The organism is Blautia sp. TM10-2, from assembly GCF_003480845.1.
GTDB lineage: Bacteria > Bacillota > Clostridia > Lachnospirales > Lachnospiraceae > Fusicatenibacter > Fusicatenibacter saccharivorans.
Genome location: NZ_QUJZ01000014.1, coordinates 57,836 through 73,703, shown reverse-complemented (window position 1 = coordinate 73,703; position 15,868 = coordinate 57,836). Strand labels below are relative to the sequence as shown.

General features: G+C 42.1%; 12 protein-coding genes. 3 read left to right on the top strand and 9 right to left on the bottom strand.

Annotation, left to right across the window (positions count from 1 at the left end):
- Positions 1–94 precede the first annotated feature (94 nt).
- From DXD92_RS14545 to DXD92_RS14535, 3 genes are all read right to left on the bottom strand, one after another.
- Complete coding sequence (locus DXD92_RS14545) at positions 95–1,480, bottom strand: glycosyl hydrolase family 28 protein (RefSeq protein WP_118595228.1); 1,386 nt, start codon at positions 1,478–1,480, stop codon at positions 95–97.
- A 12-nt stretch (positions 1,481–1,492) separates the two neighbouring features.
- A complete protein-coding gene (locus DXD92_RS14540) occupies positions 1,493–3,646 on the bottom strand; it encodes a glycoside hydrolase family 3 N-terminal domain-containing protein (protein WP_118595227.1) in 2,154 nt (717 codons plus the stop codon).
- 91 nt (positions 3,647–3,737) lie between these two features.
- Complete coding sequence (locus tag DXD92_RS14535) at positions 3,738–5,531, bottom strand: family 43 glycosylhydrolase (RefSeq protein ID WP_118640895.1); 1,794 nt, start codon at positions 5,529–5,531, stop codon at positions 3,738–3,740.
- Between the two features lie 336 nt (positions 5,532–5,867).
- On the opposite strand from DXD92_RS14535, the gene DXD92_RS14530 reads away from it, so the two are divergent.
- The 3 genes from DXD92_RS14530 to DXD92_RS14520 are packed head-to-tail and all read left to right on the top strand — an operon-like array spanning position 5,868 to position 8,413.
- Positions 5,868–6,854, top strand: coding sequence for an aldo/keto reductase (locus tag DXD92_RS14530; RefSeq protein WP_117801808.1), 987 nt, complete (start codon positions 5,868–5,870; stop codon positions 6,852–6,854).
- A gap of 53 nt (positions 6,855–6,907) precedes the next feature.
- Positions 6,908–7,711 carry a hypothetical protein gene (locus DXD92_RS14525; RefSeq protein WP_022461004.1) on the top strand — a complete coding sequence of 268 codons (804 nt, stop codon included), beginning with the start codon at positions 6,908–6,910 and terminating at the stop codon, positions 7,709–7,711.
- 3 nt (positions 7,712–7,714) lie between these two features.
- Complete coding sequence (locus tag DXD92_RS14520) at positions 7,715–8,413, top strand: nucleotide exchange factor GrpE (protein WP_022461003.1); 699 nt, start codon at positions 7,715–7,717, stop codon at positions 8,411–8,413.
- A gap of 299 nt (positions 8,414–8,712) precedes the next feature.
- Here DXD92_RS14520 and DXD92_RS14515 read toward each other — a convergent pair whose 3' ends face one another.
- From DXD92_RS14515 to DXD92_RS14485, 6 genes are all read right to left on the bottom strand, one after another.
- Positions 8,713–9,981, bottom strand: coding sequence for an extracellular solute-binding protein (locus tag DXD92_RS14515; protein ID WP_022461239.1), 1,269 nt, complete (start codon positions 9,979–9,981; stop codon positions 8,713–8,715).
- Positions 9,982–10,071: 90 nt separating this feature from the next.
- Complete coding sequence (locus DXD92_RS14510) at positions 10,072–10,428, bottom strand: hypothetical protein (RefSeq protein WP_118640841.1); 357 nt, start codon at positions 10,426–10,428, stop codon at positions 10,072–10,074.
- Between the two features lie 109 nt (positions 10,429–10,537).
- Positions 10,538–11,752, bottom strand: coding sequence for a M56 family metallopeptidase (locus DXD92_RS14505; RefSeq protein WP_022461241.1), 1,215 nt, complete (start codon positions 11,750–11,752; stop codon positions 10,538–10,540).
- A 29-nt stretch (positions 11,753–11,781) separates the two neighbouring features.
- Entirely contained in the window at positions 11,782–12,147 is a 366-nt protein-coding gene (locus DXD92_RS14500) for a BlaI/MecI/CopY family transcriptional regulator (RefSeq protein ID WP_022461242.1), read from the bottom strand.
- Between the two features lie 372 nt (positions 12,148–12,519).
- The gene (locus DXD92_RS14490) at positions 12,520–13,449 is read right to left on the bottom strand and encodes a calcium/sodium antiporter (RefSeq protein ID WP_022461243.1); all 930 of its coding nucleotides are present in this window, start codon (positions 13,447–13,449) and stop codon (positions 12,520–12,522) included.
- 435 nt (positions 13,450–13,884) lie between these two features.
- Positions 13,885–15,723 (bottom strand): six-hairpin glycosidase, encoded by a 1,839-nt coding sequence (locus DXD92_RS14485; RefSeq protein WP_117510725.1) that lies wholly within the window; start codon positions 15,721–15,723, stop codon positions 13,885–13,887.
- Positions 15,724–15,868 lie beyond the last annotated feature (145 nt).

Here is a 15,868-nt window from a genome sequence, read left to right as displayed (position 1 = left end):
CGTTAATTTTCTTATTTGCAATTCATCTCACCACCTATCGAGGTGGGAGAATCCTTGCCATTATTTGTTGAATCTTCCCTATATGGTAATATTCTCAGAATTTCATCTGTCTGCATGTTCTGACACCGTTGACGTAAATATCATTTGCCAGTTCTGTGACTAGCCGCATATCCTGCCAGGTTTCACACTTGTTCCCCATAAAAGTAATGTTATCAAAATGGACATCATGAACACGTACTTCTTCTGTCGGTGTCTGGTACCCCCGGATCACGGAAACCGGGATATCTCCGTTCAGCACCTGGATATTATCAAAATAGATATCATTAATCTCTCCTTTGGCAAGCTGTTCCGTATATTTGCAAAGCAGAACCTTAATATCGAACAGTTTCTGTTCTGCCTGCTCTACTCTGATGTTTTTATAATGTATATCATGAACATGACCTCCATCTGCCTGATGTATGGAAATCGCCGCACCACCCATGTTTCCTTCATACTGGCAGTGTATGATGTCACAGTCTTCAAATACCAGGTCGTGGATTTCGCTCTGGAGGGCATAACCAAGCTCTATGGCATTACCGGGTTCTGCATTCCAGATTACGTTATTGTGAACACGCACTTTTGTTACATCACGTACCGTTGACGGATCTTCAAACAATCTTTGGGATTTGATGCAGATACTGTCGTCTGTGGAACGGATAAAGCAATTTTTTACCTCTACATCCTGGCTGCTCGTAATATCAATACCGTCTCCCGTTACAATCCTCGACATAATATTCATATTATCAATCACAACATGGTCACACGCCGCAGGAACTACATGCCAGGAAGGTCCGTCTACAGCCGTAAAGCCTTTTAAGAGTACATTATTACACCACTTGGCATAGATAAAGAAACGGTGTGCATTACTGTCCGGCAGATGCCAGCAGGCTCCGTTGATAATTCCGTTTCCTACAATGGAAATATTGTCACAGTGGTCTGCATATACACACCCTGATACAACCGCACCTTCCTCAATATAAACCGTATCATTGGACTTTAAGGTAAGAACTCCTACATTATATACCTTGCCCTTTTCAAAGCAGATGGTGGTATCTGCCGGTTTCTCAATCCTGTGCGAGCAAAGTACAAACAATGCATCATGAAGACCACCATCTGTCTCTACAGTAAACTTTCTCGGTTCATCAAGATGGATATGGATTGTTTCTCCTTTTACAGAAGGAACTATGCCAAAGCTGGACGGACGGATTTCAAGTTTTTCATATGATGCATGGATTGAAATCTCCAGATCATACGCTTCGTTATCTACTACAACAACATAGTCAAACGAATCTGTATGGTATACCACTCGCTCTGTTCCATTGCAGGTAACACTGTATTTTGCTGATTTTTCCAATTCATCTACAGAATTTAAAATAAATCTCGGTTCCTTGACCGGGTCCGGATTAGGATAATAAATCAAATCATTTTCAAAATCCTTCATGTCTCTTTTTTCCTATACTTGTATAATGTTCTCAGAAACAAGGTGGTCACTACTGTTTCCAATACTGATACGCAGTTTCATTCCGCTGCTGACGGTTTCCATGTTTTTGCCATAATATGAGAATTCTTCCTGGTCAATAAAGAAATCTACATCCTTCTTTTCCCCCGGCTCCAGGAAAACCTTTCGGAAACGGACAAGTTCTTTCTTTGGACGTACTACAGATGCATATAATGTTTCATAATAACACTGGACTACTTCTGCTCCCGCAACATTCCCTGTATTGCACACATTACAATGTATATGTACTTTTTTATCCTGTCCTGTCTGCACATCAATGTCCGAAATATCAAACTCTGTATAGGACAATCCATAGCCAAATGGATATAACGGCGTATTTGGGATATCCATATATCTGCTGGCAAAACGATTTTCTGAATTATCTTCTGTAAGTATATGTCCGGTTTTTACATCCCAGTAGCTTATGGGCACCTGTCCCACACACCATGGAATACTCACAGATAATTTGCCGGAAGGGTTTATTCTGCCATACACAAGATCTATGATTGCTTCAGCTCCCATAGTGCCGGGTCTCCATGCCATAATGACAGCCTTGGATCTTTCTGATATCCTCCGCAGGTCCAATGGTCTTCCTGTAATTACCACAGTCACAATATTACTTGTACGTTCTGCTATTTTTTCAAATAACACCTGCTGTTCTTCCGGCAAAGTCAGAAATGCCCTGCTGGCAGTCTCTCCTGACTGGGACTCATGTTCACCCAGTACACATACAACCGTATCTTCATGGGTTATCGTTTCCAGCCACTGCTCATCCCTTGGCTTGTCAGACAATTCCTGTTCCACCTGCCATACCTTACACTCTTCATCAGAAAGAATATTGCATCCTGTAATACATTCTGCTTCTATCTGCTTTTTTTGTAAAATATCTTCTATTGTTTCAACTGCCTCATGTTCTCCAAAAATTGACCAGCGGCTTAAAAATTCTCTTGACGCTGTATAAGGACCTGCCCAGATAACTTTCTTCTTCCTGCTTAATGGCAGCAGCTTTTCATTTTTCAAAAGGACACAGCTTTCGCCCGCCAGCTGATATGCCTTTTCCCGGTTATGCAGAGTCAGTTTTCCACTCTTTCCAAGACCGGCAAACGGATTTTCAAAAAGCCCCAGCTGATTTTTCATCATCAGGACCCGGAATGCACTTTCATCAACAAACGCTTTCGGGATTTTTCCGCTTTCTACCAGTTTTTCCAGACACAGCATATAAGCAGGACTCATCATATCAATGTCTACACCGGCTTCGGAAGCCTGAATTGCTGCTTCTTCCATATCAGCTGCCACTCCCTGTTCTTCCAGCTGACCTATGGAGCCCCAATCTGAAATTACAGTTCCCTCAAATCCTTCCTTATCCCGCAGAAGCCCTTTAAGAAGTTCCTTATTTCCGCTTATCGGTTTACGGTCAATAGCATTAAAAGCTGTCATGACCATAGCAGGCTTTGCTTTTAATGCCATACGGAAAGGTTTTACATACTGTTCCAGAAATGTCCGCTGGGATATTTCAACATCATTATATTCCCTTCCTGCATTCACTGCCCCATAACCCGCAAAATGCTTCAGGCATGCCGCTATTCCGGCATCATCTTTCTGCTGATAGCCATCTACCATTGCTTTTCCCATGATCCCATTTACATATGGATCTTCTCCAAAGGATTCCATCATCCTTCCCCATCTGGGATCTCTTGAAACATCAATCATAGGAGAAAATGTTGCTCTGAGCCCTTCTGAAGATGCCTCCAAGGCAGCTATAGAAGCCGCCTCAGACACCAGTTCCGGATGAAATGAACACGCCTGCCCCAACGGAATCGGAAAAATCGTCCGACATCCATGGATAACATCTGCCATAAAAAGAAGCGGAATATGATGGGGATGCTGTTCCATATATCTGCTCTGAATATCATAAATTTTATCTTTACCGATCACTCCAAGCACTGAACCGGCATATTGAATGATCCATTCCGGTGGTAACTGTTCGCCAACAACACCGGTGAGTACTGCCTCTTTATCGAAGTATACACCGGTGAGCTGCACCATCTGTCCTATTTTTTCCTGTAATGACATTTCTGACAGCAATTGCTGTAATTCATGTATTTCCATAAATACTCCTTATGTTCAATCCGTTTATTTCTAATGTTCATTTCTCCAAAGAGCACCTGAGCTGTTTTTCTGCTTTTTCAATATAATTGTATCATGCAAGCGGCCTTACGGTTCCTTCCGTAATTCCATTTTCATTAAACGCATCGACTCTCACATACACCGTTTCGCCTTCTACCAGCGCTCCAATATTTTGCTCCGGCATAAAGGTCATGCAGCTGTGATACAGCTTGTCCGGTGCAAAACCCCAGAGGACGTTGTATCCGACAGCGTCTGTCTGTGGCTCGATGGTGATGCGCATATCCATAGTTCCGGTCCGCTCTGCCTGGTACTGCGGTGCGGATGGTTTTTCGCCGTTGCCGAGGCCGAAAACACGAAGACCGGAGATGCATGGATTCTGGTTGTACGGCACTTCAAAAACAGTGAGTTTCAGATAACGGATCTGTACACCCTCTTCTTTTACGATGAAATCGTGCGGCAAATTGGTTTCTGCGTCTGATTTATCTGCCAGAACAAAATAGTTTGTTCCATCGGCGGATGCCTCAAGCAGCCATCTGGTCTTATGCTGGCTCGGGTCGATATATCGTTCGCCCTGACGCTCGCCCGGCAGAGGTGCATCGATTTTGTCATCTGCAAAATTGATCTGTACGGCGCGGACATCTTTTACCTCACCAAGATCCATCGAAATCCACTCACCCGGCTGATTTCCGGCTGCGCGCCACCAGGTCTGGATATTTTCATCTGTCGCAAACGACGGTTCTCTGCCTTCTTCCGAGGACGATGCCGTCATTGCTTTCTGATAGCTTAAGAGATACCACTCCGGTTTTGCCCATGGGTCTTCTTTTGCCTGCTCCACCGCCATCGGCCAGTCGCCGAACTGCTGATTACAGAACAGGACACCATCTTTGTCGAAACCTGCCCGCCAGATGCCGACGCGACGCTCCATATCGTGGTTTTTGCTGATCTGCATTGTCGCGGTATGCCACCAGTTTCCATAGCGGTCTTCCATCGTCGAACCGTGGCCTGCACCGCGCAGGAATCCACCCGGTTTATAGGAATATGGATTGTTCTTTGCCAGACGGAACGGGCCAAGCGGGGAATCACTCTCGTAAACACCGTCACCGTAAACGTTGTATTCCGTTCCCGGGCCGGCATACTGGAGGTAATAGGTTCCGTCATGCTTCGTCATCCATGCGCCCTCGATGAACGGTCTCTGACTGAACATAATTTTGGCAAACCCGATCTGCTCCTCCGTCAGATGATCCGCATCTTTTCCCTGTGCTTTCAGAAATTCTTTGAATTTTTCAACAGCTTCTTCTTCACTCAGCGGCATTTTGGAATGATTTTCTCCGACGCGCTCGTATCCGATTTTTTCCGGCTGACCGTAGATCAGTTCTTTTCTCTCGGTCTTTGGAACCATCGTCTCCGGTTCAAGCTCCACACCCCAGATCGGAGTCACGTTATTGCATCCCCAGTAAAAATAGAGCTTTCCGTCATCATCAAGAAACAGGTTCGGATCCCAGAAATCGAAGGTTCCCGGAATACGCTCAAACGGACCGTTTAAGATATCTTTCGTGCGGTAAAAATCGCAGATCGTGCCACGACGGGATGCGCTGAAATACACGTAATCGCCGACCACGCGCACATCCGGCGCATAGTCATACAGCGGCAGGCTGTCCGGCAGACGGTGGCTCTCCCAGTGAACCATATCCTCCGAAACCCAGACGCTCAAAGTCATGGATGCAAAAATATAATATTTTCCCTGAAATAAAATCATCGACGGATCGGCGGCCTCGCGGGAAATCTTGTCCTCGCCGCTTCTCATATCCTCGATAAACTGGTAACGGTAGTCCATGTTTAATGGATTGCAGTAATACTGTTTCTTCATGTTTCCTCTTTTCCGGATTGTGCGTAAAAACCCCTGCAACATGCTTTCGCACATCCTGTCTTTGTCTTATAAAAAAATTTTAGCATACTCCGGGATGAAAAAAAATGTTCTGATTTGACTTTTTACTTTTAGAAAACTGACTTTCACTTGATTTTGTATATGTTCCTTCACATGTTTTTCCTGTTCTTTCTCTCGTTCTTCATGCTTTTTGAACATACCCTTCTTTTTGCATCAAGTATTGGACAAATCTGTATTCCGATTTTACAATGGAAGTATCTTAGAAAAGCACGAAATCATGTACTCTGGGAGTACATCATCGCACAGGGAGATTTTTTCATGGAATACACAAAACTTGGAAATTCGGATTTAAAGGTATCGAGAATCTGTATGGGATGTATGGGATTTGGAAATGCAAAAAGCGGCATACATTCCTGGACACTGGACGAGGAGCATTCCCGCGCGATTTTAAAACGCGGTCTGGAACTTGGTGTAAACTTTTTTGATACCGCTGCCGGTTATCAGAGCGGCACCAGCGAGCAGTATCTGGGACGCGCGCTGAACGATTTTGCAAAACGTGATGAAGTCGTTGTCGCAACAAAATTTTTCCCGCGCAGCCCGCAGGAAATTGCAGACGGGGTGAGCGGAAAAGATCATATTTTAGGTCTTCTCGATCGCAGCCTTACGAATCTTGGCATGGACTATGTTGACCTTTATATCTGCCATATGTGGGACTATCACACACCGGTAGAAGAAATGATGGAGGCATTAAATTCAGCTGTCGTTGCAGGAAAGGTACGCGCCATCGGTATTTCTAACTGCTTCGCATGGCAGCTGGCAAAAGCAAATTATATTGCGGATAAGAACGGCTGGGCCAAATTTGTTTCGATTCAGGGACATTACAATCTGCTATTCCGCGAGGAGGAACGCGAGATGGTTCCGTTCTGCAAGGATCAGAATATTGCACTGACACCGTACAGCCCGCTGGCTTCCGGCCGCCTGGCAAAAAAACCGTCGGAGCTTTCCAAACGGCTGCAGGAAGATACGTACGCAAAAGGAAAGTATGATGCGACGAAAGAAAAAGACGCCATCATTATCGACCGCGTCGGTGAACTTGCAAAGAAGAAGGGGCTGACGAGAATCCAGATTTCGCTCGGATGGCTGCTCACAAAAGTAACTGCTCCGGTTGTCGGGGCGACAAAGGTATCGCATATTGAAGAGGGCGTCAAAGCCATCGGTGTACAGCTGACACCGGATGAGACTGCTTATCTCGAAGAGCCATATGTCCCGCATGCACTGGTCGGCGTAATGCGCGAGAACCCTTGATAAAAAGTAACTGCTCCGTATCTTCACCGTTATGAGTCAGGCGGATATTACGGATGCTTCACGAGAGAAACACAGACGAAGAAGACTTTATGCAGGAAGCAGAAAGCGCAGTTTCTTCTACCCTGGAGCCTTGTTCGATTCGATATTGTATTGCTCTGATGAAGGAATTGAAAATGGAGCTTCAAAAAACTGCATTTGCACAGATAAGCGATTGTGTGCTTGCCCTTTCTATACCGGAAATTATAACGCAGAAAAATGTACGGACCGCCATGGAAAAAGCAGGCTTTCATGTAATAAGGGTTATGACTGCGACAGATGCTTGTGCCCTTTCAAAAGCACAAGATATGAAACATGACCAGCAATTTGGGGTTCGTGTGATTTCAAATTGTAAAAAGCAAAATCTGCTGGCAGAATTTTCAGCATGGACAGATCAAACTAATATGCTGGAAGGATTGGAATATACCATCGGAGAGAATACTCCAGAAATGATTCCAAATATGACGTACTATTATCTAAGTGATACGAAATCGAGAGAAACACTGGGTCAGGAAACAATCGGATACGAGGATCTTTCCGTTGTGGCCGCGGATAGAACTGCAGCCCAGGGAGCCAGACTTACCAATCCTACCGCGAAGCCTATTACCATGCTTGTACTTTTCCCATGGACCGCCGGAATTGAAATTTCAACCATCCAATGGGGAAAGGAATGCATTCCATTAACCTGGCTTAACGAAGAACGACACATGATTCCCATGCGAACAGATGGTTTCGACATTTTGCTGGATTCCGGAATCAAAGGAAAAGGTCTGAACCTGTATCTGAAATCAAAGGATTCTAAAAGGAAAGTCAGAACCTAGAAAATGGAGGAGATCTGTCCTGAATTTCCAAAGGATGCAAGCCGGCTGAAAGCATGGATCGAGGTTGGAATGGAATGCGGCGATTTTACCCTGATACTGCAATCAGGAGAGAATCTTGCAAAGATAGATTTGAGTCAATTCACAGAAGAAAAGCCGAAACGCTTCCCGATAAATACCGTTTTCGTACCGGAACAGCTTCTCGCAAATGTACTTCAGGCCGGAAAAGAGTTTTGCCTGGGGGCGGAAAATCTGAACCCCACAACGAAGGCTTCTGCAATTGGAAAGAGAATCCAGATGATCGCCAGACAGACACAAGAAGTATTTGCAGACTGTCATGACGGAGATACAAATATCCGAGTCAGCACATGGATTGAAAAGCTGCTGGCTGTAAAAGACAATCTCGAATATGGAATTGTCAGTTCGGAACGAACGACGAATCGCTGGGCCTATATGGATGAAAAGCTTCTTATGATGGATTTCCGTACAGCTTTGGCGCAGAATTTATATCAGCTGAATGTCTTACCGATGGAAGCAAATGGTACAATATTTGATCCTCATATCCATGATGCAGTGCACATCGAAGAAACCGACCGGGTGGAAGAAGACAGAGTTGTCGAGGAAATACAGAAAGGCTACTTCTTCGGAGAAAAACTGTATCGACCGACAAAGGTTATTGTTTCTAAAAATTCCTGTCAAAAGTAATGCTCTGTCATATGTGTCTTGATATATACGAATCAATTTCTCAAACGCACAGATCATTAACCGATATATAAATTAAGGGTGAAGAGGAGCCTGTTTTTAAAGCTCCTCATCACCCTTGACAAACCCTAAAAGAATTTAACCGAATCAACCAAGTCCTGATAAGCGGTGAAGCAGCTATTCAGTTATGAGCAAGTAACGAAGCGGATTGCGAATATCCGCTTTAGCTTTACAGACTGTTCCACAGTACTCCGGAAAATCTGTTTCTTGCAACTCTCACTCCACAGGGCTGATTTTTTATGTCATTTCTGTATTTTTCCCTTCCATTTCTGTATTGTTTTTATGAAGACATGCTCTTTTTGCTTTTCATCTTCCTGTGCCTCATACTTAGATAATAAGGAATTAAGTTCCCTGTCCCATACCGAATAAAATCGAACGGTGTTTACTTCTTCCTGTATCGTTTTGATTTGTTTTTGATCTTGTCTCGAAAGACTCCGCATTCGTTTTTCTAGTTCCTTTTTGTAAATAGAAACCCCTTGCGGAAATCTTATATTGCTTGCCTCTCTTCTATCTTCTAACTCTATTCCTTTTCCTGATAAAACTTCTTCACTGTATAGCATTTGTAAAAAGGAGACTGCTTTTAAAGGTTGCTTTGTGTTCTTATTAATTCCTGCATAAAGTGTAACATTTGCAGTGAATCCGCCTTCCTGATTCGGCATTGCAAATACCGTATGAACTGTTTTTTCACCTCCAAGTTCTTCCAAATCATTTAGACTTACTACTCCTGTATCTTTTATTTTCCAGTTTAAAGCTAATGATCTTGTTTTTAATGCTACTGTTTCATCCAAAACTTTTTTTATCTGCTCTTCCGAATATAGAAGTGTTTTTTTCTTATAATCAACTACCTCACTAAATGTATCAAAAAATTGAACCCCACTTCTTTGCCCTACAATCTGTTGAATTGCTTTTTCTTTTTGTCTGGCTAATTCCAGCCAATTTCTTGATATTTCTGTATTTTCCGGTAAATCCTGTGTTGTAAATGCATATAGAAAATAATCGTATGTCATAGGAATCAGTATTTGTTCCTCATTAGCCATACCTGCAGACAAAATCTTCTCTTCTAAAATATCTATATCAAAATATTTCATGTATGGTTTCAACGAAAGAAAGGTTCCCTGATACATTTCTTTTTTGGGGTCCTCAAAAACAACTGCTCTTTGCTCACTCCAGGTCGGATTCGGCCCTTCTGCCAAAAATACATCCGGCCCTTCTCCTGTCGTAATTTCATTCTGGATCTCCTGTACTTTTTCTTCCGAAGCCTGTTGCCCTGATGGGATTACCATTAGTTCCACTCCATTATTTTTATATATTTTCTTCCAGGCTGCCACTATTTGAAGTACCGTTTTTTTATTTTCTTCATCAACACAAATTTTTAATGGCATTTCCGTTTTCTCAATTTCAATCTTGGCTTGTGTATCTGCATATACCGTTTCTGCATTTAAGCTCCCACTGACTAATGTGATGTTAATCAGAATCAAACCAAAAATTTCTTTCAACCTTTTTCCCATCATTATGCTACCCCCTATGTTTCTATATAGCACAAGGCTATTGCATGACTTCTGTTTTTTTACATATCATACAACAGCCTTGTGTTTTAACCATTAATTATCATATCCGTGACAAATTGTTCTTGTTTCTTTCACATTAGCAGTATTTCCTGCGTTACAATTTAAACATTTTGTAGTTTTTATTCCTGTTCTATACTGCTTCAAATCAGTTCCCCATGCGTGACCATGAGTACATGTAACTGTATCACTGCTTATCCAGCTTCCCCATACGGTTGACGATGTTATTCTTCCTCCACATCTCGGGCAAACTGCAGCATACGGCATAATTTCTTCATACGCAAAAATATTCTTACTTTCGATAACATCCGCTTTTGTTACATTGGCAGAAAATGTACTGGCCAACATTAAGGTCATTAGAAAAATGGAAATTTTTTTCTTTACCGCTTTCATACTTTTCTCCTTAAAAATTTATTATACCTGTCAACGTACGTTCTACATTTGTATAACAAAAATACCATACTTCCTACTTTTTGTCAATCTTTTTTCTACATTTGTCTAATTAATCATTATACCCATGGCAGACTATTTTTTCTTGCCTGATCTTTATCTCAAAAAAATTTCCACATTCATTACACCTGATTTTTTCTACTCCATATCTGGCTTTCTGTAAGTCATCTCCCCATGCATATTGATGTGTACATACTACATTTTTTTCATTTTCCCATGCATTCCAAACCACTTCTCCTTGTACCGCAGCTTTGCATTTGGGACAATTTTCTATATGCGATGATGACCATATTTGTCGCGCTATTTGCATTTCCGAAAAACTCAAAATAATTATTCCAAAAAGAAAAACAGTGACGTATATTCGAAGTTTTTTTCTTGCTAAAAACACATTGTAAAATCGTTCTTTCAGTATCTCTGTTTCTGATACCATTGAAACAACTCCAGACAATTCTTTTTTCGTTTGTTTTGAAGCCACTTTTAAAATAACATTGCAATAATCTTTCCGTTGCGTCAGATTCATATGTTTTGTAACAGTCTCATCACAGACACATTCGATATCTATATTTGCCATTTTTTGCACCCACAGCATTGGGATACAAAACCAATAAACATCCCTTATAATTTGAAGAAACCTTTTATACCATAAATCGTGTTTTTTCTGATGTGTCAATTCATGTAAAAAAATCAAATACCATTCTTCATAGGAGTAATTTTCCGTTTCCAGCATTTCTTGTGGAATCAATACTTTTGTATTTCGTACACCAAACAACATAGGAGAATAAAAATCTTGATTTTCACAGACCCATATTTCTGTTTTTTTTATTTTACAAACTTCGCTTGCTTTTTTTAGAGCTTCTAATACGGAATTTTTTTGCATCTTTTTACATTCTGCAAATATTCTTTTTTTCCATATTCTATATTGTATTGCGTGAAACAAAAGACATAAAATCATCCCTGCAATCCATATATACAGCAAAAATTTTTCGCCTGACATCCACCTTCGAATTGAAACGTTTCCCATTTTCGTCATGATCGCGGTCTTTTGATTTTGTTCCCCGATATAATATGCCGGCATAGAAATCATAAAAGGATGTTGCCGAAATTTCTCTGTCACACTCCAAAATGGAAAGCACATTTTAAGTGTCAGAAGTATCCAGACTATCTTTCTCCAGTAATGACCGAGCCTTTTCCCCATTATTTTTTGTACAACATATGCCATAAATGCGACTATGCCTATTGAAAGATTCCACTTTATGATAAATGCCATCTGTAACTATATCCTCTACACCACTTTTTCTATTTTTGTCTGTCAATAAATTCCTGCAATTGCTTAACCTCTTTTGAGCTAAGTTTTTCTCCATCATACAGTGCCGATGCGAATTTTGCTAATGACCCTTGAAACATTTTATCTAACATGTTTTTTCCAACCGTGCCTATATAATTTTCTTTTTCTACTAATGGTACATAAAGATTTGATTTCCCGTTCCTCACTTTTTGAATAAATCCTTTTTTTTCCAAACGAGTAAGCAATGTTAAAATGGTACTCGGTGCAACATTTTTCTCTACATTCAACTTTTCTTCAACTTGAAATCGACTGACAGGTTCCTCATATTCCCATATAATCATCATAATTTCCTGTTCTGATTCTGGTAATTTTTTCATTTCTACTCTCCGCTTTTCTCTACTTTGATCAGATTATAGCATATTTTCCAGAAAATTGTTGCACTTTTTGGGACTGTTTTCCGCCTTCCGAAGCTAGTACATCGTTTTCGAAATAACTATACCACTCACTTGTCTGCAAATCTGATTGCACAGGCATAAAAGCCTCGGCGTAGCCCGCTACGCCTACATTTTTATACCTGCACACTCGAATCTGCATCCTGCGTGATTGGTATAGTTATTTACAAAACGATGTACTAGATTCTAGCATGATTCTTGATTTTTTCTTCCGTTTCGCATAGCTTTGAATGCACTTCAAAAGCACCGGCCAAATGGTCGGTGCTTAAATAATGGTTTCATCAAAAATGGTTCATCCTATACCACACATAAATATGCAAAATATCCTGCATAGCATAAAAGCATAACGACACCACACGTTTTCCGTAATTCCCTGTTCTTGTACGTCCCAATCCATAAAACCAGACCTGCCAGAATTGCGATTCCTGTGTCTACAATAAATTTAGTTTCAAATGGCACAGGACAGATCAGTGCGGCTGTTCCAATTACAAATAAAATATTAAAAATATTGCTTCCGACAATATTTCCGATTGCAATCCCTGCATTTCCTCTTTTTGCCGCTGTCACAGATGTTACCAGCTCTGGAAGAGATGTTCCGAGAGCAACTATCGTCAATCCGATAAAACGCTCACTCATTCCAAAGTATCGGGCAATCTCGGTTGCCCCGCTGACGGCAAAATCACTTCCTTTTACAACCAGGACGCCGCCTGCCACCATCAAAAGAAGACATTTCCAGACAGGATAATTTTTCGCTTCCTCCTCTTCCGGATTTTCCCCTTTTTTCGACATTACAAACAAATAGCCAAGATATACAAGAAACAGTACCCATAAGACTATGCCCTCGGCAAACGTTACTTTTCCTCCTGTCATTCCGCATATCATTAAAACTACCGTAACAAACATCATAAACGGTATTTCATAAAACAAGGTAGACCTTTGTATTGCCACATTTGTTATTAATGCCGTAAGTCCGAGAATAATAAAAATATTCAAAATATTGCTTCCAACCACATTTCCTATCGTAATTCCTGCGTTCTGCTGCATCGCTGCGGTAATACTTACAGCAGCCTCCGGCATACTCGTTCCCATTGCAACAATGGTAAGTCCGATAATCAGCTGGGGAATTCCAAACTTTCTTGCTATGCTTGCAGACCCTTCCACAAACCAGTCTGCTCCTTTTACCAGAAAAAGGAAACCCACTATCAAAATCCCTGCCTGTAACATCATACGTATCTTCCTCTCTTTCTTTTGCATTCTTTGCAGCAGGTGTTATAGGCATAAAAAAAGAGACTCCTACTGCATCTACAGTAAAAGTCTCGCTATTTAATCACTTTCCGAGTTATTGAATATCAATAGCTGTACTGACGAAGAAGTGAACACGGTTGGCTAGCTACTCCCTTTTATTTTTCCAGTTTATCAAATTTCTTTTTTTTCGTCAACGTTTTTTATTTCTCTTTTTAAAAGAAAAAATAGAGTATGGATTGTTTCCATACCCTTTTGATTTTCACAAATCCTTTGTCTGGTTCTGGTTTTATTACATCATCATTGAGGAAAATCATATCATTATTCTTACACCATGCCGGAATCCATCTTCTGCAAATCCAAAAAACCTCCAAACTGAATCACTCTGTATGATTTCAGTTTGAAGGTTCTGGTCATTCTTTATTCCAGATTCATGCACAATCCCCAATCCTGGTCATTGGCATACGGATCAGCAAAATCGGTTTTCTGGCCGTTGACGGAATACGGATACAGGTACGCACAGGTCGCTGTTCCATCCTCAAAGAACATGGACAGCACGCCACGCAGGGAATGCTCACCGCGAATATTATATTCTTCGTTTCCGGTCAGGCGAGCGTAGTGCTTGAAGGTTCGACCGTTTTCTGCACTCCAGTAGTGCGGGAAAGTGTCTCCGAAGACTCTGCGTTTTCCGAACCAGTAGCCGTCCCAGTGGCGGATTGCAGTTTCATGCAGATGGTAGTCCGGCTGCTGGCCGTCGAAGAGTTCGAGGACGGCGATCTGCTGCTCCGCTCCGCGCAGGTATTTTTCTTCCCCTGTCACTTCGTAAACCTGAAGAATGACTTCGGCCGCCGGCTGTACGATCGATTGCTCGTAATTTACTTCCGAAGCCGGATAAGCCGTTCCAATCTCAATCAGTTGATCAGCATGACATCGAAACAGATCTTTTACTGTTTTCAGATCCTTCTGTTCTCCTGCTTTTTCCAACTCATGACAGAGCATCACAATCGGCATTTCAATCGGATAAAAACGGAATCCATCCTGTTCATAAAATTTCTCTGTGATATGAACTGCTGTCTTCAGATCTTCTTTTTCTCCCCACAGCTTCCAGCATTCAAGAAAGAATGTCACTGCCCATGGGTAGTTGTAAAGCCGAAAATAGCTGTTGTCTTTTCCTGAGCAGTTGCATACAAGTCCAGTTGATGCATTTACCAGCTCGCGAAGATAGAATGCATGGTACTCACGAAGACTCTGTTCCGCTTTTTCCCGGTCTTTTAAAAGATTCTGCTGCAGTGCCCGTGCAATCAGCACACCCATACCGGTACGCTCCCGTCCGGCATTGAAATCGTTTTCCGGCGTGCAGACGAGAATTTTTTCTTCGTTATCATACGGCAGATAGGCACCCTGCAGTTCTTTGATCTTTCCATGATACTGCTGGTGATCAACAATAAACGCACACCGTTTTGCAGCCAGTGTTTCCGGCCGCTCCTGCACGAGAAGACGGCAGGTGGTTTTCACCTCGTCGGCACAAATTGAAAGTACATACTCCCCTGTTTTTTCATTTTCAAACAGATATTCATAAACACCATTTTCCGTCTTTTCCAGCGGTGCTCCGTTTATCGTCACTTTTTCCGCTGGAAATGTCGGCTCAATGGTTACCTTACTCGTCTCTCCCGGATAAATCACATACTGCTCAGCATCCACCAGAATCACCTGGGAAAATGCTCTTAATTTCTCCCGGAAATCTTCGCGTCCCTGATGCGGAAATACTTTCCACTCCAGCGTCATCGTGTCTCCCGGCGCAAACTCCTGTGCAGACGGATGCAGCCAGAAGCAGCCTCTGTCATTGCTCTGCAGTTTCAGATCGCGCTCAATACTGTAAGCAGAAAGACTGCCTTTTGTGAGCACCATTCCCAGATGCGGAGCCGCACCACCCATGCGGAGCGCCATAATATAACTGGTATTCTCCCCACAGAAAACATGTGCATGGCACCGATAGTCACGGCAGGTCACACTGTCCGTGTAGCGGTCCTGCAACGGAAATGAAACCCCAATACTTCCGGCATTTGTAAAATACGGATGCGCACCGTTGTAAGAAACCACAATCTTCGTTGTCAGCACATCTCCGTCTTTTTCATTCTGCACCTCAGCCGAAAACTCCGGCGGGCATTTTACCTCGGCGTATGGGAAATCCTCCCGCAGCCAGTTCATCTGTTTTGGATCTTTGGAAAATACAATTTCTTTCACGTTCCCAACTCTCATTTTTTATTTCCCCTTTCGTTTTTTTGATCCCGCTTTTTGAACTCCATGTAAAATTTATTTGCTGCTTTGATCATACTATATCTACATGCTCTTTTCTATATCTCTTTTTCCGTTTTACTTTATTTTTTCTTTCTTGCCGATAGTA

Excerpts from the sequence above, each read along its gene's own strand:
- DXD92_RS14510 (WP_118640841.1), bottom strand. The coding sequence starts at position 10,428 with ATGAAAGCGGTAAAGAAAAAAATTTCCATTTTTCTAATGACCTTAATG.
- DXD92_RS14505 (WP_022461241.1), bottom strand. The coding sequence starts at position 11,752 with ATGGCATTTATCATAAAGTGGAATCTTTCAATAGGCATAGTCGCATTT.
- DXD92_RS14540 (WP_118595227.1), bottom strand. The coding sequence starts at position 3,646 with ATGGAAATACATGAATTACAGCAATTGCTGTCAGAAATGTCATTACAG.
- DXD92_RS14530 (WP_117801808.1), top strand. The coding sequence starts at position 5,868 with ATGGAATACACAAAACTTGGAAATTCGGATTTAAAGGTATCGAGAATC.
- DXD92_RS14485 (WP_117510725.1), bottom strand. The coding sequence starts at position 15,723 with ATGAGAGTTGGGAACGTGAAAGAAATTGTATTTTCCAAAGATCCAAAA.
- DXD92_RS14515 (WP_022461239.1), bottom strand. The coding sequence starts at position 9,981 with ATGATGGGAAAAAGGTTGAAAGAAATTTTTGGTTTGATTCTGATTAAC.
- DXD92_RS14520 (WP_022461003.1), top strand. The coding sequence starts at position 7,715 with ATGGAGGAGATCTGTCCTGAATTTCCAAAGGATGCAAGCCGGCTGAAA.
- DXD92_RS14545 (WP_118595228.1), bottom strand. The coding sequence starts at position 1,480 with ATGAAGGATTTTGAAAATGATTTGATTTATTATCCTAATCCGGACCCG.
- DXD92_RS14535 (WP_118640895.1), bottom strand. The coding sequence starts at position 5,531 with ATGAAGAAACAGTATTACTGCAATCCATTAAACATGGACTACCGTTAC.
- DXD92_RS14500 (WP_022461242.1), bottom strand. The coding sequence starts at position 12,147 with ATGAAAAAATTACCAGAATCAGAACAGGAAATTATGATGATTATATGG.
- DXD92_RS14525 (WP_022461004.1), top strand. The coding sequence starts at position 6,908 with ATGCTTCACGAGAGAAACACAGACGAAGAAGACTTTATGCAGGAAGCA.
- DXD92_RS14490 (WP_022461243.1), bottom strand. The coding sequence starts at position 13,449 with ATGATGTTACAGGCAGGGATTTTGATAGTGGGTTTCCTTTTTCTGGTA.